The 15,919-nt window shown below is 69.6% G+C and carries 13 protein-coding genes; 6 read left to right on the top strand and 7 right to left on the bottom strand.

Annotated elements, in window-relative coordinates; all coding sequences use genetic code 11:
• Nucleotides 1-129: 129 nt before the first annotated feature.
• Entirely contained in the window at nucleotides 130-924 is a 795-nt protein-coding gene (locus QX204_RS25990; RefSeq protein ID WP_301903031.1) for an enoyl-CoA hydratase/isomerase family protein, read from the top strand.
• A 78-nt stretch (nucleotides 925-1,002) separates the two neighbouring features.
• A complete protein-coding gene (locus QX204_RS25985) occupies nucleotides 1,003-2,253 on the top strand; it encodes a class I adenylate-forming enzyme family protein (RefSeq protein WP_301903029.1) in 1,251 nt (416 codons plus the stop codon).
• Between the two features lie 21 nt (nucleotides 2,254-2,274).
• On the opposite strand, the gene QX204_RS25980 is transcribed toward QX204_RS25985, so the two are convergent.
• Complete coding sequence (locus tag QX204_RS25980) at nucleotides 2,275-3,018, bottom strand: tyrosine-protein phosphatase (RefSeq protein ID WP_301903027.1); 744 nt, start codon at nucleotides 3,016-3,018, stop codon at nucleotides 2,275-2,277.
• Nucleotides 3,019-3,300: 282 nt separating this feature from the next.
• Between QX204_RS25980 and QX204_RS25975 the strand changes: the two genes are divergently transcribed.
• Together QX204_RS25975 and QX204_RS25970 are read left to right on the top strand one after the other, a co-directional pair.
• Complete coding sequence (locus QX204_RS25975) at nucleotides 3,301-3,870, top strand: TetR family transcriptional regulator (RefSeq protein ID WP_301903026.1); 570 nt, start codon at nucleotides 3,301-3,303, stop codon at nucleotides 3,868-3,870.
• A 45-nt stretch (nucleotides 3,871-3,915) separates the two neighbouring features.
• Complete coding sequence (locus QX204_RS25970) at nucleotides 3,916-5,094, top strand: alanine racemase (RefSeq protein WP_301903024.1); 1,179 nt, start codon at nucleotides 3,916-3,918, stop codon at nucleotides 5,092-5,094.
• Between the two features lie 15 nt (nucleotides 5,095-5,109).
• Here the strand turns inward: QX204_RS25970 and QX204_RS25965 are convergent, their stop codons facing one another.
• Both QX204_RS25965 and QX204_RS25960 read right to left on the bottom strand, forming a co-directional pair.
• Nucleotides 5,110-5,730, bottom strand: coding sequence for a phosphoribosyltransferase (locus QX204_RS25965; protein ID WP_301903023.1), 621 nt, complete (start codon nucleotides 5,728-5,730; stop codon nucleotides 5,110-5,112).
• 11 nt (nucleotides 5,731-5,741) lie between these two features.
• A complete protein-coding gene (locus tag QX204_RS25960) occupies nucleotides 5,742-6,599 on the bottom strand; it encodes a carbon-nitrogen hydrolase family protein (RefSeq protein ID WP_301903021.1) in 858 nt (285 codons plus the stop codon).
• A 62-nt stretch (nucleotides 6,600-6,661) separates the two neighbouring features.
• Here QX204_RS25960 and QX204_RS25955 point away from each other — a divergent pair, with 62 nt between their 5' ends.
• Both QX204_RS25955 and QX204_RS25950 read left to right on the top strand, forming a co-directional pair.
• The gene (locus QX204_RS25955; protein ID WP_056813218.1) at nucleotides 6,662-8,464 is read left to right on the top strand and encodes a DEAD/DEAH box helicase; all 1,803 of its coding nucleotides are present in this window, start codon (nucleotides 6,662-6,664) and stop codon (nucleotides 8,462-8,464) included.
• 133 nt (nucleotides 8,465-8,597) lie between these two features.
• Nucleotides 8,598-12,320, top strand: coding sequence for a bifunctional RecB family nuclease/DEAD/DEAH box helicase (locus QX204_RS25950; protein WP_301903019.1), 3,723 nt, complete (start codon nucleotides 8,598-8,600; stop codon nucleotides 12,318-12,320).
• A gap of 446 nt (nucleotides 12,321-12,766) precedes the next feature.
• On the opposite strand, the gene QX204_RS25945 is transcribed toward QX204_RS25950, so the two are convergent.
• The 4 genes from QX204_RS25945 to QX204_RS25930 are packed head-to-tail and all read right to left on the bottom strand — an operon-like array spanning nucleotide 12,767 to nucleotide 15,790.
• Nucleotides 12,767-13,486: an ESX secretion-associated protein EspG gene (locus tag QX204_RS25945; protein WP_301903017.1), complete on the bottom strand. Its 720-nt coding sequence runs from the start codon at nucleotides 13,484-13,486 to the stop codon at nucleotides 12,767-12,769.
• Nucleotides 13,468-14,772 carry a WXG100 family type VII secretion target gene (locus QX204_RS25940; RefSeq protein ID WP_301903015.1) on the bottom strand — a complete coding sequence of 435 codons (1,305 nt, stop codon included), beginning with the start codon at nucleotides 14,770-14,772 and terminating at the stop codon, nucleotides 13,468-13,470. Before QX204_RS25940 ends, QX204_RS25945 begins: the two co-directional genes overlap by 19 nt.
• Complete coding sequence (locus QX204_RS25935; RefSeq protein ID WP_301903013.1) at nucleotides 14,765-15,166, bottom strand: hypothetical protein; 402 nt, start codon at nucleotides 15,164-15,166, stop codon at nucleotides 14,765-14,767. Before QX204_RS25935 ends, QX204_RS25940 begins: the two co-directional genes overlap by 8 nt.
• Before the next feature lie 18 nt (nucleotides 15,167-15,184).
• Complete coding sequence (locus QX204_RS25930) at nucleotides 15,185-15,790, bottom strand: alpha/beta hydrolase (RefSeq protein WP_301903012.1); 606 nt, start codon at nucleotides 15,788-15,790, stop codon at nucleotides 15,185-15,187.
• Nucleotides 15,791-15,919: the final 129 nt, after the last annotated feature.

Below are 15,919 nucleotides of genomic sequence, written 5' to 3'. Positions count from 1 at the left end.
TTCCGTACCCCAGAGCTCATCATGTCAACGAGCACCGACAGCCCGCGGTTCCGTGACGTGCGCGACCTGTTCCTACCGGCCGGTCCGACTTGCGGCGTCGGTGCGGGAGCCGGGTTCTACGCTGACCTGATGAGTGCAACCCAGCCAACCCGACTGTCACGCGAGTTCACCGAATCCGGTGCCGAGTTCGCGACGATCACCATCGACCACCCGCCGCTGAACCTGTTCGATCGCGGACTCATGGCCGCGCTGACCGCCGATATCGCCGCGGTGAGCGCGTTGCCGCCGCGCGCGCTGCTGATCAGGGCAGAGGGCAAGGTCGTCTCGGGTGGTGTCGACGTGAACATCTTCGACGGCCGCACCGTCGAGGAAGGCGCGCAGCTGTGGCGTGAGCTGTTCGCGCAGATCATCCACCCGCTCGAGGCGCTGCCGTGCCCGGTGGTGTTCGCCGCGCACGGGCTCACCCTCACCGCCGCCTTCGAGGTGTCGCTCGCGTGCGACATCATCCTGGCCGCGCCGAAGGCGAAGTTCGGGCTGGTGGAGACCGTTGTCGGACTCACGCCGTCGATGGGCGGGCCGCAGCGGCTGGCCGAACGCGCGGGCTCGGGCCGTGCCCGCGAGTTCGTGATGACCGGCGACCTCTACACCGCGGCGACGATGGCCGAGTGGGGCGTGGTCAACGCGATCCACGACGACCTCGAAACCGCGGCCTCGGCGCTGGTCGCCCGGCTGGCCGAGGGCCCGACCCGCGCACACGCCGCCACCAAGCAGATCATCGAAGCGTGGCGTTCCGGTGGTGTGGCACACGCTGATTCGGTGACTCCGGAGGTCTCGGGCGCGCTGTTCGACACCGCGGACCTGCGTGGCGCGGTGCGCAGCTTCCTCGAGATCGGACCGGGCAAGGCGACCTATCGCGGCGAATGAGCTCGCCGAGTGCCTGACAGCGCTGTGATCCACGTCATATAGTCACAGGTGCGGCTGTATCGACGTACGGAGGTCCGGATGGGTCATGGCGAGCACGAACCGGGCGCGGCCGTCTTCGAGTTCCCCGCCACCAGTGCGGCAACGCAGCTGCGGCGGGGCTCCGACGGCGTGCTGCGCTACGGCGACCTCAGCCCGGCCCTCACCGAACTGCTCGATCTGCGGGTGCACTCGTTCGCGAATCGGGAGGCGGTCGTCGAGGTCGGCGGCCCGCGCCTGACCTACCGCGAGCTCTGGCACAGCGCCTCGCGGATCGCGGGCGGCTTGCAGGACCACGGCATCGGCTACGGCGACCGGGTGGCGGTGCACATGCCCACCGGCGCGCGCTGGGTGCAGGCGTTTCTCGGCGCGCTGCTCTCGGGCGCGGTGCCGGTGCTGGTGCCCGACGCCTTGCCCGCCGCGATAGCCGACCGGGTGATCGCCGACAGCAGAGCCGATTTCGTGCTCGGTCCCGACGGACCGCTGCCCGACAGCACCGCCTACATCGATGACGGTGCGGCACTGGCTGATCCGGCCCTGCTCTGCTACACCGGTATCGCCGCGCGCCGGTCCATGCCCGCGGGCGTCGAGCTGACCAACGAGAATCTGCTCTCGGCGGTGTCGTCGGTGGTCGGGGCGCTCGGACTGCCCGCCGACGGGTTGCGCAATCTGGTGTTGCTGCCGCTGGCCCACGCCAGCGGTTGCGTCGACCAGCTGCTGCCCACCTTCGCTGTCGGCGGCACGGTCGTCCTCGCACCGGGCGCCCGCCGACTCGCCGATGTGCTGGTGAGCGAGCGGATCGACACCGTCTCGGCCACGCCGCGAATCTTCGCCGGGCTGGTCCCCGAACTCGTCGCCCGCCGCGCCGGGGAGGGTGTGCGCAGGATCAGTAAGGCCTGTCACCGTTCCGAACGCGCCGCCGCCGCGGCTCCGGCCACGCTCACCACCGCGCTGCGGGGATTGTTCCCCTCGGCCAAGCAGTGGTCGGTGTGGGGCGCCACCGAGACCAGCGGAATCGGGCTGGTGGTCGACGACACCGAGCTCGCCGACTCCGATGCCACCCTCGGGTTCGCCTTCGGCGGAACGGAATTGGCGCTGGCCGGGCCGCGCGCCAGTTCAGGGCACGGCGAATTGCTGTGTCGCGGGCCCAATGTCAGCCATCGCTACTGGAACGACCCCGATGCCTCGGCAGCTCGCTTCAGCGGAAGCTGGTTCCACACGGGCGATTTCGTCAGCATCGACGCCGACGGACTGGTCCGGCTCGACACAGCCCGCCGAGTCAGCGGGCTGTGAGCGAGGTCGGGTCGCTTCCGGTTACACCAGTCGTGCCCGCAGGGCCTCGCGCAGATCGCCGGTGAGCCCGACCGTCGCGAGGTAGTTCTCGAGGTGGCCGTGGTTCTCGCGCACGCTGGCGTCGGCGGTGCGCAGGTACTCCTCGCGCACGCCGAGCAGGTCCGCCGACAGCGCGTCGCCGTTGCCGATCTTCGGTTCCAGCAGCCTGCGCAGCGGCTCGACGGCGGCGTTGCTGGCGAGGAAGTCGGCGTACACGTCTTCTTCGGTGACGCCGACCGCGCGCAGCACGGTGGCCACCGCCCAGCCGGTGCGGTCCTTGCCCGCCGCGCAGTGCACCAGCACCGCGCCGTCGCCGCGCACGATCGAGCCGGCCAGTTCGGCGATCGCGGTGTGTGCCTCGGGCAGCGTCGGGAAGGCTCGGTAGACCTCGATCATGTGCGTGAACGCGGAAATGGTCTTGGCCTCGTGCGGAGGCGCCTCCTCCATCCGCGAATCGAAGGGCGTCACGTGCAGGCGCACGTCATCGGGAAGGGTGTCGTGGCCGATGTGGTCGATCTCGACGATGCCGCGCAGATCGTGCACATCGGTGACGGACAATTCACGCAGGGTGTCGTGGCCCCTGTCGTCCAGACCGCTCAGCTGGGCGGATCGCAGCAGTACGCCGGGGCGAACAGCAGTGCCGTCGGCGGTACGAAGGCCGCCCACATCGCGGAAATTGAAGGTGCCGCTGAGAGCGAACTGGTCGGCGGGAGGCGAGAGAGTCACTCGACCAGGTTATCGGCGACTCCGGTGCCGCCGCGCCCGAGTTCGCGAATCGGTCATCTGCTGTGTTGTGTCTGTTACGACGGGTGCCACTGTGCCGTCGCCCACACCTCCGTGGCTGACCAGGGCCTACTTTGTACAATCGACCAGATGCGCAGATTCCGGCGCGGGGGTGTCGGATAACCGGGAATGCGACAAATTAAGGCCGTATGGTCGGTTTTACATAAGGTCGCATTCGGATAACAAAACAATCTTTCAGTCTGAAAAGGATGGCTGAACCAGTTCATGAATCCTGAAAATCTTCTAAGATCGAGCTCGGTGACCACCAAGCTCGCATCGCCGCGGGCAGCGATATTTGTTGCCGAGGAGTCGTCGTTGAGCGCCAGTCGTGAACTAACTGAAATTTCGCTTCGGCCAGCCGTATGCGATGCCGTCGAACAAGCCGCCGCCAGTTCGGATGCCACCGGTGTTCGGGCGCTGCGGGTGTTCCTACATGCCGGACTCAGCACCTATTGGCCGCTGGTGAAGGCCGCCCCCGCCCGGCGAATAGCCGCCTACGAAGCCGCGTTGCAGACCCTGCGTCTGCGGTGGGCGCCCCCGGGCGACACCATCGGCGATCCGACCGCCGTCGCGATGTTCCGTGAGATGGACGACGAGGCCGCCGACTTCCTCGGGTTGTGTGCGCGCCTGTCCGGCACGCAGTGGCTGGAGCCGGTCGATTCGGTCGCGGGCTATCTCGTCTCGGTGTTCCACGGCGCGGTCCTGCGCTGGCTCGCCGACGGCAACGACGAGACCATCCTCGTGGTGATCGACGACCTCGTCGGCTGCCTGACCTTGAAGGCCGTCGAAAGCTGAGCGGCAATGCTGGACGACTGACCAAATAGGTGGTTCAGTAGTCGAGTGACCCAGACGACATCGCTGCACCATCTGCACGCGGCGACCGCGGAGCTCGACCCGCCGCTGGCCGCCCTCGACCTGACCGCGCTCGATCGCAATGCCGCCGACCTGGTCGGGCGAGCCAACGGCACCGCGATCCGGGTGGCCAGTAAGTCGGTCCGCTGCCGCGCCGTGCTCGAGCGCGTGCTCGGCGACGAACTCACCGCCCACGGCGGCTTCGCGGGGATCATGGCGTACTCGCTGCGCGAGGCCATCTGGCTGGCCCGGCTCGGTGCCCGCGACGTCCTGCTCGGCTATCCGGTGCTCGACCGTGCCGGCCTGGCCGAACTCGCCGCCGCCCCGAATCTGCTCGCGGCGATCACGCTGATGATCGACGATGTCGCCCAGCTCGAACTCACCCGCGCCGCGCTGGGCACCGACCTGGTCCACCCTCGTGTCTGTCTCGATGTCGACGCCGCCCTGCGGATCGGCCCGCTGCATCTGGGCGCCCGGCGCTCACCGGTGCGCACCCCCGAGCAAGCCGCCGAGTTGGCCGCCGAAGCACTGCGGCGCGGGTTCGCTGTGGTCGGCGTGATGACCTACGAGTCGCAGATCGCCGGACTGCCCGACAGCAATCCGGCGGTGCGCGTGGTGAAACGCTTGTCCGCCATCGAAATCGGGCGAAGGCGCACCCGAGTGCTCGACGCGGTACGCGCGGTGACCGGCCCGCTGGAGATCGTCAACAGCGGCGGCACCGGTTCGATCGAAGTCTCGATCACCGATCCCGATGTCACCGAGGTGACCGCCGGTTCCGGCCTCTACGTGCCGACCCTGTTCGATCACTACCGCTCCTTCACCCCGCGCCCCGCGCTGTTCTTCGCCACCCCGGTCCTGCGCAAACCCGCCCCGAGCATCGCCACGGTCTTCGCGGGCGGCTACATCGCCTCCGGCCCCGCGGGTCCGAGCCGGGTGCCGGCGCCGGTCTGGCCCGCGGGGCTGAAACTGCTCGGCTCCGAAGGCGCGGGCGAGGTCCAGACACCGCTGGCCGGTGGCGCCGAACTCGAGATCGGTGACCGCGTCTGGTTCCGCCACGCCAAGGCGGGCGAGCTGTGTGAACGCTTCACCGAGATTCACCTGGTCGACGAATCCGGCGCACGCACAACAGTTCCCACCTACCGCGGCGAAGGTCAGTGCTTCGGCTGAGACCGACGTTTCCGCTCAGCGCAGCAGAGCGGTGACCTCGTCGTCCTCTAGTTGATGGAAGTCGCCGTAGGCCAGGCCGACGCCGCCCAGGTCGGTCGGCATCCACAGGCAGACGAGTTCGTCGCACTCACGCTCGACCCGTCGCGCCGCCTCGGGTGAGGACACCGGCATCGCCACCACCAGCCGATCGGGGCGCTGCGCGCGCGCCACCCGGCACGCGGCCACCACCGTCGCCCCCGTCGCCATCCCGTCGTCGACGATCACCACGGTGCGTCGTGCCAGGGGAACAGGGGGGCCGACGCGCAGGATGGCCTTGCGACGGCGGAGTTCGGCCCGTTCGGCCTGCTCCACCTCGTCGAATGCCTCGGCGCTCACCCCGCTGCGCTCGACCACGTCCCGATTGAGCACCACGAGCCCGCTCTCCCCGAGCGCCCCCATCGCCAGCTCCGGCTGCCATGGCAGGCCCAGCTTGCGCACCAGCAGCACATCGAGTTCCCCGCCGATCGCCGCGCTCACCGCCGCCGCCACCGGCACGCCCCCGCGTGGCAGCCCGAGCACCAGCGGGCGGGTGGCCCGCAGGTGCTCGAGAGCCGTGCCGAGGGCGCGGCCCGCCGCCGTGCGATCCGGGTACACCATCGCTTCGAACGCTACTCCGGTGCCGAACCCTCGGAAATGGTGAAACGGCGCAGCGACAGGCTGGGATTGGCGGCGCGCACCCTGGCCAGATGCGCCGGGTCCACCGTCGCGGTGAGAACGCCCGGTTCGTCGCCGAGTTCGGCGAGCACCGTCCCCGCCGGATCCACGATCATCGACGCACCCGCGCCGCGTGGCGCGCACTGATCGGCCGCCGCCACGTACACCGTGTTCTCGATGGCGCGCGCCCGCAGCAGCGTCGTCCACTGGTCGACCTTGGCGGGTCCCGGTATCCACTGCGCGGGCAGCAGCAACACGTGTGCGCCCGCCGCCGCGACACGCCGACATCCCTCCGGAAATCGCAGATCGAAACAGGTCTGCATGCCGAATATCACACCCTCGATAGCGAATGTGGCAGGTGCGACGAGCGGTCCGGCGGCCACCACATCCGATTCCAGATGCCCGAACGCGTCGTACAGATGCACCTTTCGATACACCGCCACCCGCGTGCCGTCCGGACCGTGCGCGACGAGCGTATTGCTGATCCTGGGGGCTCCCGGCGCGGGCAACTCCACCACACCGGCCACCAGGAACACTCCGAATTCGGCGGCGAGTGCGGCGAGTCCGGTGGTGAAAGGGCCGTCGAGCGGCTGCGCGATCGCGACGACACGCTCGTCGAGGCGAGTCACGGCAAACATCGAGTATTCGGGCGCCACCACCACGCGAGCGCCCGCGTCGGCCGCCGTCCGCACGTGTTCGCGCAGGGTGGTCAAATTGGTGTCGGGGTCGGTTTCGGGCGCGAATTGGACCACGGCAATCGGCACCGCCACCGGCTCGGGTTCCTGATGTGTTGACCCGTTCTGCAGTTGCATAGGTCTCACCGTATTCACCTGGTGGTTGGGGCAGCTACCTCCAGGCAGTAAACTCGTGGTCAATGAACACAAATGAGGTCGACAGCGTTCCTGCCGACAACGACAGGCACGACACCGGCCCGACCTTCGCCGATCTCGGCATCGATGACCGCGTACTCGCGGCCATCGCCGATGTGGGCTACGAGTCGCCGTCCCCGATTCAGGCGGCGACGATTCCCCCGCTCCTCTCCGGCGCCGATGTCGTGGGCCTCGCCCAAACGGGCACCGGCAAAACCGCGGCATTCGCGATCCCGATCCTGATGAATCTGGACACCGCGCAGAAGAAGCCGAGCGCCCTGGTGCTCGCGCCGACTCGTGAGCTCGCGATCCAGGTCGCCGAGGCCTTCGGTAAGTATTCCTCGCACATTCCGGGTCTGCACGTGCTGCCGATCTACGGCGGGCAGAGCTACGGCGTGCAGCTGTCGGGTCTGCGGCGCGGCGCGCACGTCGTCGTCGGTACGCCCGGCCGTGTGATCGATCACCTGGAGAAGGGCACGCTCGACCTTTCGCAGCTGCGCTACCTGGTGCTCGACGAGGCCGACGAGATGCTCAAGATGGGCTTCCAGGAAGACGTCGAGCGCATCCTGCGTGACACCCCCAAGGACAAGCAGGTCGCGCTGTTCTCGGCCACCATGCCGGGCGTGATCCGCAAGATCTCCAAGCAGTACCTCAACGATCCGGTCGAGATCACGGTCAAGTCCACGACGCAGACCAGCTCCAACATCACCCAGCGCTATGTGCAGGTGTCGCATCAGCGCAAGCTCGATGCTCTCACTCGCGTGCTCGAGGTCGAGACCTTCGAGGCGATGATCATCTTCGTGCGCACCAAGCAGGCCACCGAAGAGCTGGCCGAGAAGCTGCGCTCGCGTGGTTTCTCCGCCGCCGCGATCAACGGCGACATCGCGCAGAACCAGCGTGAACGCACCATCGGGCAGCTGAAGTCGGGCGGGATCGACATCCTGGTCGCCACCGATGTCGCCGCGCGTGGTCTGGACGTCGACCGCATCTCCCACGTCGTCAACTACGACATCCCGCACGACACCGAGTCCTACGTGCACCGCATCGGTCGCACCGGCCGCGCCGGCCGTTCGGGCGAGGCGCTGCTGTTCGTGGCCCCGCGTGAGCGTCATCTGCTCAAGTCGATCGAGCGGGCCACCAGGAGCGCGCTCACCGAGATGCAGTTGCCGAGCGTTGACGACGTGAACGCGACCCGTGCCTCCAAGTTCGGCGACTCGATCACCGAGAACCTGGCGTCGGACAACATCGCGCTGTTCCGCAAGCTGATCGAGGACTACGAGGCCGAGCACAACACCCCGCTCGCCGATATCGCCGCGGCACTGGCCGTGGGCGGCTACGACGGCGACAACTTCTTCATGTCGCCCGAGCCGGAGCCCGCCCCGCGTCGCGAGCGTGATTTCGATCGCGACCGTGAGCGCGCACCGCGCCGCTACGACGACGAGGACCGTGCCCCGCGGCCGCCGTCGTTCAACCGGGAGAACGGCGAAGAACTCGCCACCTACCGGATCAGCGTCGGCAAGCGTCATCGCGTGGTGCCCGGCGCGATCGTCGGCGCCATCGCCAACGAGGGCGGCCTGCGTCGCAGCGACTTCGGTCACATCAGCATCCGGCCCGACTACAGCCTCGTCGAGCTGCCTGCCAACCTGCCCAACGAAACGCTGGAAGCCTTGCGGCGCACCAGGATCAGCGGCGTGCTGATCCAGCTGACGCCCGACCAGGGCGCCCCGGCGCAACGGCTCAATGCTCGTGGCCCCCGCCGCGACCGCGAGGCGCGCCCGCGGACCGAACGGCGCAAGCCGCGCACCTGAGTCCCGCTCGCGTGCACCAGGGCCGCGGTCAGGCGCATTCGCCCTGCCCACGGGTCGTACCCTGGTCTCTCGCAACGCTGGTTAAGGTGTTGGGCGTCGGGTGTGCGTGAACACAGGAGGGCCGCGCTTGTTCGTGTCCGGTGATCGGGTGGTCGGTGCCGTCGGCGATCTCGCACGCGCGGCGAACTGTGAGTTCGCGGTGTTGCGCGGAATCGACGCCGCTCTCGGCAATCTGCCCGGGGTTCCCGACACGACCGCCCCGCTGCTGCGCACGGCCGAACCGTCCGCCGAGCTGCTCGCGCACTTCGGTGACAGGCTCGTCCGGATCCCGTCGCCCGAGGTGGTCGGCGGGGACGCGGCGGCCCGGATCGCGGCGCTGACCTCCGCGGCGGAGCGCACCGCGCGAGCGCTGAGCTCCGGCGCCGAGGCGATCTACGGCGCGGTGTTCTTCGACGGTCGATTCGCCTGCGGTGCAGACCTTCTGGTCCGTGACAACGCGGTCTCGCGATACACCGTGCACAGTGCTCTCGGCCAGGATTCGGTCGGCGTGCCGGGGGTGCTGCGTCGTAGTGATACCGCAACGCCACCGGTGGCGGGGTTGTCCGAAGTGTCGGCGGACGAGGAATTCCGCGGGTTCGTCGGGTCGACGGCTGTGCCCGCCGACAGTCGGGTGCTGCGCCGCGAATTGGCCGCGGGTCGGACACCTTTCGAGCGGATCGCGGCGTCGGTGCAGACGGTCAAGGTCGATCCGGCTCGTGAATTGCTGGGTGCTCGCCTCGAAGCCGCGGCCTGCGCGCAGGCGCTCGCCGACGCCGGGTTGGGGGTCGATCCGTCGGCCTGCCTCTGGACGGCCGATGGTGTGCGGCGTGAGGTGATCGATCAACTGGCGCCGGTGTATTCGGCGCGCCGGGCTCGGGTGGAGCAGATCATCGAGGACAAGCTCGCGGAATTGCTGCCGGTCCAGTGGGGCGACCCGCGGTATCTGGCGTGCGGGCAGTGTCCCAGTTGCCGTGCCGCCGCGGCGAACGCGCGAGACCTGTTGCTGGTCGCGGGAATCCGACCCACCCAGCGGGCCAGGCTGCGTGAGGCGGGCGTGCTCACGATCGACCGCCTCGCCACCACCAACACCCCCGTCCCCGGCCTCGCCCCCCGCACACTGGCGGCCCTGCGCAAACAAGCCGACATCCAACTCGTCCGCGAACGCACCGGCCACCCCGCCTTCACCCTGCGCGACGCCGCCGCACTCGGCGCCCTCCCGGCCCCACGCCCCGGCGACCTCGCCCTCGTCATCGACCTGGACCGACACGGCACGATCACCGGCCTCGAACTCGCCGATGCCGCCACCATCGTCTTCCGGCCGGTCGTCGCCGGTGTGGAACAGCCGAACAGCGTCAGCTACCGCCCCGGCCCGCCTGTCGGTCCGACGGACACGAACGCGGTGGTCTTCGGCCCGGCCGGGGTCGAACCCGCGAACGCGGCGGGCTATCCCAGCGCCGATCCGTCGGAGGCGGACACCGTCTCGTTCGGGCGCATAGTCCTCGGCGACGACGAGGCAGACGCGCCTGCCGCCGATCCACGTCCCACCGGTGTCGAGACGCTGCCGCGCAGTCCCCTCGGCCCTGCGAACGGCCCGTCGACGCAGGACGGAGGTGTGCTGGAGGAGTTGCTGGAGATCATCGCCGAGCATCGGGCGGCGGACCCGAACGTGCGTGTGTACCACTACGGTTCGGATATCCGGACGGCGCTGCTCGATTGGGCGGGTCAGCTCGGAACCGGCGCCGATCTCCTGGACGAGCTGTTGGCCGATCGAGCGCTGGTCGATCTGGCGCCGATCGTGCGCACCGCGCTGTTGATCGGTGAACGGTCCTACGACGCGGCGGGACTGGCGGCCTTGCTGCCTGATACGCCCGGTCGCGCGGCGACGGTGCTCGGTATCCGCGACTGGCTGCTCGATCGCGCGGCCGAAGCGGGAATCGCGGTGCCCGGCACTCGATTCGCCGTCACGGAATCCGATGTGCCGCCCTCGCTGCACCCGAGCTCATTGGAGGCCGCGCTCAGTGAGTTCGCCGCCGACGCGCAGGGCGACTCGGCGCGCGCCGCTTCCTTGACGGCCGCGGTACTCGGCTATCACCGGCGGGAACGGCAGCCCCGCTGGTGGGCCCACATCGATCGGCTCGGTCATCCGGTCGGCGATTGGGCCGACGCGCCGGGCGTGCTCGTCGTCGAATGGGGCACCGTCGACACCAAATGGCATCGCACGCCACAGCTTCCGACGATGCGCCGCTACCTCACGCTCACCGGCAGGCTCGGCACGGGCGCCACGCTCACCCCCGGCACGCAGATGGTCACCATCTACGACGGCGCCGCCGCGGCGGGCATGACCCAAACGCTCGGCCGCCGCGCCACCGCCACCGCCACCGTGCTCGGCTGTGCCGTCGATCCGAATTTCGACGACACCGTCCGGCTGGAAGAACTGCTCCCGGCAGGCTGCCCGCCTTACGACGACCTCCCCGCCGCCATCGCCCCCGGCCCGCCCGACGGGGAGGCCGAGATCGAGGCCGCGCTGGAGTCCACCGCTCAGAACCTGCTGATGAGCCTGCCGTGTGTGCCGGAGAACGCGGTCTACGATCTGCTGCTGCGTCGCGCGCCCCGGCTGCGCGACGGGATGGCGTTACCGCAGCCCCACGACGACCTCGGCGCCGTCCTGGCCCACGCGGTCGGTGCGCTGGACGCCTCGTACCTGGCCGTGCACGGCCCGCCCGGCACCGGCAAGACCGGGATCACCGGGCGGGCGCTCGAGCGGCTCGTCACCCGCCACAAGTGGCGGATCGGGGTGGTGGCCCAGTCGCACGCGGTGATCGAGCGGATCTTCGACGCGGTCGTCGAGGCGGGGCTGTTACCCGAGCTCGTGGCGAAGAAGGACGTCGCCTCGGTGGGCCTGGAATGGTCGGCGATCGATGCCACGCGGTATCCGCGGTTCCTCGACAACGCGGTCAACGGTTGCGTGATCGGCGGCACCACGGCGGATTTCGTCGATGACCGGCTGATCGCGCCCGGTGCCCTCGACCTGCTGGTGATCGCCGACGCCGGGGAATGCTCGCTGGCCGACACGGTCGCGGTGGCGGTGAGCGCGCGCAATCTGCTGCTGATCGGCGATCCGGTCCCGGCCAGGTCGCAGGCGAAGCATCCGGAGCCCGTACAGGTCTCGGCCTTGGAGTGGCTGTGTGACGGCGCGGCGACGCTGCCTGTCGAGCGTGGCTACTTTCTCGATCGCACCTGGCGGATGCATCCGGCGGTCTGCGAGCCCGTGTCGGCAAGCTGCTACGACGGGCGACTGCGCGCGGACGAGGCCGTCACGATGACGAGGGATCTGGTGGGGATCGCGCCCGGCGTGAGCACGGTGCTCGTCGAGCATCGCGGCAGCGCTACCGAATCCGATGCCGAGGCGCGTGAAGTGGTGCGGCGGGTTCGGATTCTGCTCGGTGAGACGTGGACCTCCGACGGGGGGACCCGCAAGCTCCACCCGCACGACATCTTCGTGGTGGCGCCCTATGCGGCGCAGGTGGCGCGGATTCGTACTCTGTTAGCTCGTGCCAAGATCGAAGATGTGCTGGTGGGTACGCCCGATCGGTTCCGGGGGCGGGAAGCTGCTGTGGTGTTGCTGTCGATGACTACGTCGACTCCGGCTGATGCGCCCTTCGGGATGCGGCCGCTGTTGTCGCGCACTGTTATTCATGCGACGTTGTGTCGGGCTATGTGGATGGCTGTTGTTATTCGGTCGCCGCTGCTTACCGAGTATTTGCCCGATACTGCTGAGGAACTCGCGGATCTGGCGGGGTTTCTTCGGCTCGGGTAGTGGGCGGGGTATTCGGTGTTTGCTGGGTGCGGGTGCGGGTGCGGGTGCGGGTGCGGGTGCGGGGTGCTCGGTGTTTACCGGGCCCGGGTGGTTTGACGGGCTGTGTTTTTGGAGCGCTGGCGCGCTCGAGCGGGGCCCTGGGGGCCCCGATCTTCCCTCCCTACGGGTACTCCTTCGTCGCACCCTTCGGTCAGTCCAGATCGGGGCGGGCCCCTTTGGGTAGAGACATATCGGGTTTACCGGGCCAGGTGAGTGGGGCGGGCGCATCGGGTTACCGGGCTAGGTGGGTGGGGCGGGCCTTATCGGGTTACCGGGCTAGGTGGGTGGGGCAGGGCTTATCGGGTTACCGGGCTAGGTGGGTGGGGCGGGCCTTATCGGGTTACCGGGTCAGGTGGGTGGGGGCCGACGCATCGGGTTTACCGAGCCGAGGGGGTGGGCGGAAGGGTTCAGACGCTTCGGAGTAGGCGGCGTAACCATTCGACGGCGGAATCGGGTGTGGCGGGGGTGATGTCGATGTGGCGGCTGGCGTGGACCAGGTAGCGGCCGTCGCCGGTGAGGTCGATCCAGGACAGCACGCCTGTGGGCTTGGGGTCGCTGCCCGCCGCGACGAGGATCTGGCCGATGCCGCTGCGGGGGCGCTGGAGGAGTCGGCGGATGCGGGCGGCGTCGGAGGGGCCCGCGACGGGGGCGGTGACCAGGTCGCGGCTGTCTTCTTCGACGCGAGTCGCCGGGGCTGTGATGCGCGGGACGAGGCCGGGAGGTTGGGCCGGAAGTCGGGAGAACACTTGGGCGGCAAGACGTTTCGTGCTGCCGACCTGGACGTGCACCGAGCCGCCGCGGTCGGGCGCGGTGCCGGGATCCTGCACCGCCAGCACCGCGACATCCGCGGTGACCGCGCCGAGCATCCGCACCGGCGCGGGGGCGTGGCCGCAGACCTCCACGCGGATCTCCGGTTTCGCCAGCACGCGCAGGGCGGCCGCGAGGTCGGCGTCGAGGGTGCGGGCGCACCAGGCTTCGAGCGCGGGTTGCTGGGCGGCGCGCTCGACGGTGTCGCGTGCCGACGCACGCACGGCGAGCGGATAGGGGATCCGGTCGCCGTCCGTGCGAGCCCAGGTCAGCGCGAACTGGTCCGGGGTGAAGTGCCAGTTCACTCCCGCTCGGTCCACTCGCCGAGTACGGCGGGACTGGTCGGGTCGAGCTTCCCGATCAGCGCGTTCACCTCGTCGGCGGGCTCGAGATAGGTCGGCTCCTCCTCGAGGAACCGCAGGAACTCGTCGTCCTCGTCCTCCGGCTCGTCCACGTGCTGGGCAGGCCGGGGCCCACCGGACGGCCGCGCCTGATCCGCGGCGGCGATCGCCCCACCCATCATGCCGCCGACGGCGCCCGCGCCCATGCCGGCCGCGGCCTCACCACCGGTCACCGTGGCGGGTTCCTGCCGCCCATCGCTCCCAGCCGAGGCCTCGGACACCTGACCGGTGGCCGAGGCGGTAGCGGTGTCCGCCGCGGGGCGGGGTCGGCTGCCTGCCGACACCTTGCCCGGCAAAACCGACGACGTTGCCGGGGTGATCGACGCTGGGGCAGTGTTCGCCGATTTAGCGGAATCGGTCACCGGCCGAGCCGGACCGGCGACAGCGGCCGGTGTCGTGGCGGCGGTGGTCGCCGGTGTGGTCCCGAGTGTCGACCCTGCCGGTGCTGTGGCATTGCCGTTGGTCGAGAGCACGTTGTTGCTCGTCGATGTCGTGCCCGCGCTGCTGACCACCGGCGCGGATCCGGCGGGTACCGTGGCGGCGATGGTCGCCGGGGCCGTCGTCGATGCGATGACACCGGGCGCGGCGGCCTGCGGGATTCCGGCCGACGGCAGCGCACCCGACGGCGCGACACCGGCAGCGGTAGTTCCTGTGTCCGTGGTGATTCCGGTGAACGCGGGCACACCCGACCCGGTGGGCAGGAACGCGCCGGCGTAGATCGTCTCCATCGCCCGCACCGCGTCGAGCCGGGCGTTCTCGGCCTCGCGGGTGATCGTGGCGTTGTTCGCGGCCTGCTCGGAGTCGAGGAGCGCGGCAGCCGGATCGGGCTGTGCCCCGGCGGGTTCGGCGATGGCGGTGCGAATCGACTCGGCCGCGTCACCGGCCTGGCTGAGCCGGACACCGACCGCCGTCAGCACATCGGCGATGCGCCGACCCGTCTGCTCGAAGTCGCGCACCGCGTCCGCGGCCTGCTGGGCCGCGGCGCCGCGCCAGCCGTCGGCGATGGCGGCCCGGATCTCACCGTGCGCGATCTCCACGCCGTCACCGAGACCGGTGGCGGCGGTGAGGAAGGTCTCGGCGGCGCCTGCCAGCGCGGCCGGGTCGAGTTGTCTTACCGCGCTGTGGATTTCGGTATGGGAAAGATGGTCGAAGACTTCGACGACCGACACGTAGTCCACGTCGGTGCGGCCCGAGATGCTACGCATCGCCACCACCACCCGGAACCTCGATCGCGGTCACCGCGCCCGCCAGCGCCTGGTCGGCGTCGTGGAAGCTCGCTCCGGCGGCGCGGAACACACCGGCCAGCTCGCGTGCGGCGCTCGCGTAGGCGCGCAATTCGTCGAGTGCCTGGTTCGTCTTGGACTCGAAGCCGGTGCGCAAGGCGCCACCCGAGGCGAGTCCGCCGAAACCCGGAATGACCGCTGCCCGGCTGAGAACCAGCACCTGGGCTTCGACTTCCTCGGCCAGTCGTTCGTAGCGCAGTGCACACCGCTCCGGCGCGCCGTCGGCGACGAGTACCCCGTCGATCCACAGCCCACCCTCGTCGACGGCTTGGCCGAGAGCCGCCGTATTCGGCAGCCCCGTTCGGTTCGGTTGCACCGGTTCCCCCTTCGTCGTTCATCGCACCGCGGTGAGTACCCACTCCGCGATATCGGCCGCCACGCGGTGCTGCACCGGTTCGTGCAACAGGTCATGTCCGGCGTCGGCGTACTCGCGCAAATCTACCGATCGGTGCTGTGCTGTCCATAGCCGGATTACATCGATGGGCGCGCGCCGATCGTCGACCCCGTGGACCGCCAGAATCGCGAGGCCGGGATCCGGGGCGAGGTCGGCGACCCGGCGCGGGGTGCCGCACAGAACGAGTCCGCCCAGCTCAGAAGGTCTTTCGCGCGCGAGGCTCAGCGCGGTCATCGCGCCGAGGGAGTGGCCCATCAACACCGGTGCGTCCCGATGATCGGCACGAACGAGCGCGAGAAACTCCCGCGCGTCGGCGGTCAGCTCGTCGATCGTGCCCGGCGCGTCGGGATCGCCTTCGCTCAGTCCCTGCCCCGAGGTGTCCAGTGCCCACAGCTCGATCCGGGCGGGACGTAAGGCCGCGGCGAAGCGGTGGTAGTGCCCGCTGTGCTGACCGGTGCCCGGCAACAGCGCCAGCCTCGCCGCGGGCTGGTCGATGGACCAACACCGGCAGTGAAGCCGTCCACGCTCGCTGTCGAAATAGGGCACTCGTCGATTATCGCCGCCGCGCCCACTCAATTGTTCTGGGGGACAGGATCAGAGGCGATACACGGTGATCGGAACGGCCTGTGACGGGGGCTGCCCAAGGTGGGCCCGCAGCCGTTAGACTTCGCGCGT

Origin of the sequence: Nocardia sp. PE-7 (assembly GCF_030486425.1) — a bacterium.
In the GTDB taxonomy this organism is placed as follows: domain Bacteria; phylum Actinomycetota; class Actinomycetes; order Mycobacteriales; family Mycobacteriaceae; genus Nocardia; species Nocardia salmonicida_A.
The sequence above is the reverse complement of the archived record's forward strand: the minus strand, read 5'-3'. Positions and strand labels throughout refer to the sequence as shown.

Excerpts from the sequence above, each read along its gene's own strand:
- QX204_RS25955 (WP_056813218.1), top strand. The coding sequence starts at position 6,662 with ATGAACACAAATGAGGTCGACAGCGTTCCTGCCGACAACGACAGGCAC.
- QX204_RS25975 (WP_301903026.1), top strand. The coding sequence starts at position 3,301 with ATGAATCCTGAAAATCTTCTAAGATCGAGCTCGGTGACCACCAAGCTC.
- QX204_RS25990 (WP_301903031.1), top strand. The coding sequence starts at position 130 with ATGAGTGCAACCCAGCCAACCCGACTGTCACGCGAGTTCACCGAATCC.
- QX204_RS25965 (WP_301903023.1), bottom strand. The coding sequence starts at position 5,730 with ATGGTGTACCCGGATCGCACGGCGGCGGGCCGCGCCCTCGGCACGGCT.
- QX204_RS25940 (WP_301903015.1), bottom strand. The coding sequence starts at position 14,772 with ATGCGTAGCATCTCGGGCCGCACCGACGTGGACTACGTGTCGGTCGTC.
- QX204_RS25960 (WP_301903021.1), bottom strand. The coding sequence starts at position 6,599 with ATGCAACTGCAGAACGGGTCAACACATCAGGAACCCGAGCCGGTGGCG.
- QX204_RS25985 (WP_301903029.1), top strand. The coding sequence starts at position 1,003 with ATGGGTCATGGCGAGCACGAACCGGGCGCGGCCGTCTTCGAGTTCCCC.